The sequence below is a fragment of the Alteromonas sp. CyTr2 genome, from assembly GCF_947311905.1.
In the GTDB taxonomy this organism is placed as follows: Bacteria; Pseudomonadota; Gammaproteobacteria; order Enterobacterales; family Alteromonadaceae; genus Alteromonas; species Alteromonas macleodii.
The window spans coordinates 1-1,421 of the sequence record NZ_CAMZMZ010000078.1; the positions used below are offsets into that span (position 1 = coordinate 1).

At 38.7% G+C, this 1,421-nt stretch carries 1 protein-coding gene and 1 pseudogene; both read right to left on the reverse strand.

The window, feature by feature from the left end; genetic code table 11:
* Positions 1-30: 30 nt before the first annotated feature.
* Positions 31-885: pseudogene (locus QME20_RS19610) on the reverse strand (IS3 family transposase); the annotation flags it as partial.
* Positions 873-1,403, reverse strand: a complete 531-nt coding sequence (locus QME20_RS19615) for a transposase (RefSeq protein ID WP_239220459.1) — start codon at positions 1,401-1,403, stop codon at positions 873-875. The gene QME20_RS19615 and the pseudogene QME20_RS19610, both read right to left, overlap by 13 nt.
* Positions 1,404-1,421 lie beyond the last annotated feature (18 nt).

Below are 1,421 nucleotides of genomic sequence, written 5' to 3' on the forward strand. Positions count from 1 at the left end.
TGAAGTGACCCCATTAAGTTGGACTCATTTCTAAGCGGCAACCAAGGTCTGATTTCGATATTGTATCGGACTCAGGCCTTTTAGTTTTAGCTTAATACGTTCGTTGTTGTAATAATCGATATATTCTTTGATGTTTTCAATAAGTTCATTTGCATCTTTGAACGTTTTATTGTGGTACATCTCAGTTTTTAATATGCCGAAGAAGTTCTCTGCAACAGCGTTATCTAAGCAATTTCCTTTTCTAGACATGCTTTGAAGTAGCCCATTCTGTTTCAAGTGATTTTGGTATTGTTTATTTTGATATTGCCATCCTTGGTCAGAGTGTATGAGTGGCTTTTCATGTGGTAATAGCTTACTAGTCGCGGCTTTAAGCATATCTGTAACTAAGGGTAACGTTACAGATGTCCGCACTTCATAGCTAATGACCTCTCGATTAAATAAATCTATTATCGGTGACAGATACACCTTCTGATTATTCACTTTAAACTCAGTTACATCAGTCACCCATTTTTGATTAGGCTGTTCTACAGTAAATTCACGATTCAATTTGTTTTCGGCGATTCTGCCGATTTCACCTTTGTAAGACTTATAACGTTTAGGCCTGACTTTTGACTTCAAACCAAGTTCGCACATTAGGCGTTGTACACGCTTATGGTTAACCACTAAGCCCATCGCTCGTAAAGCGTAAGTCACTCTACGATAGCCATATCGCCCTTTATGTTTGTGATAGATATCACGGATTTTTACGCGTAAGTCAGTATTGGAACAAGGCTGATTCAGCGCATTACGATGGTAGTAATACACACTCTTGGGAAGCCCTGTAACTCTTAATAAATGTTGTAAGCTATATATTGCCTTGAGCTCTTCGACAACTATCGTTTTGTCTTTGCTTTTTTCTTTCTGGCTTGAGCCAAGGCTTCTAACTTTTTTAAGACAGCGTTCTCTGCACGTAAATAATCGAGTTCTTCTCTAAGCTCTTTTTCAGTCATCTCTGATGATGGTTTAGGAGTTGAAGAGTTATTAGTCACGCGGGGCTTACCTTTGTTTTTGGGGTTGAGACGGGATATGTCCTTGCGAGCATAAAGCTTTTGCCATTGAAATAAAATACCAGGGGATGATAAGTCGAAATAGGCGCTGGTATAACCCAATGACCAATTGTTCATTTCCATCGTCTTTAGCACATGGATTTTGAACTCGCTACAATAAGGTAGCTGCTTATGAATAAAGCTATTTGAGCCGTTTATTTGATAAACCTGAAACCAATAGCGAATAAGCCGAGCGCTTACTCTGTACTTTCTACCTAAAGCTTCAGAATTTTTCTCTTCGACTAGCTGAGCGAGCTTTATTTTAAACGCTCTATTGTGTTTTGACATAAAAAGACCCCCAATAATTGGAATGTCCAACTAATGGGGGTCACTTCA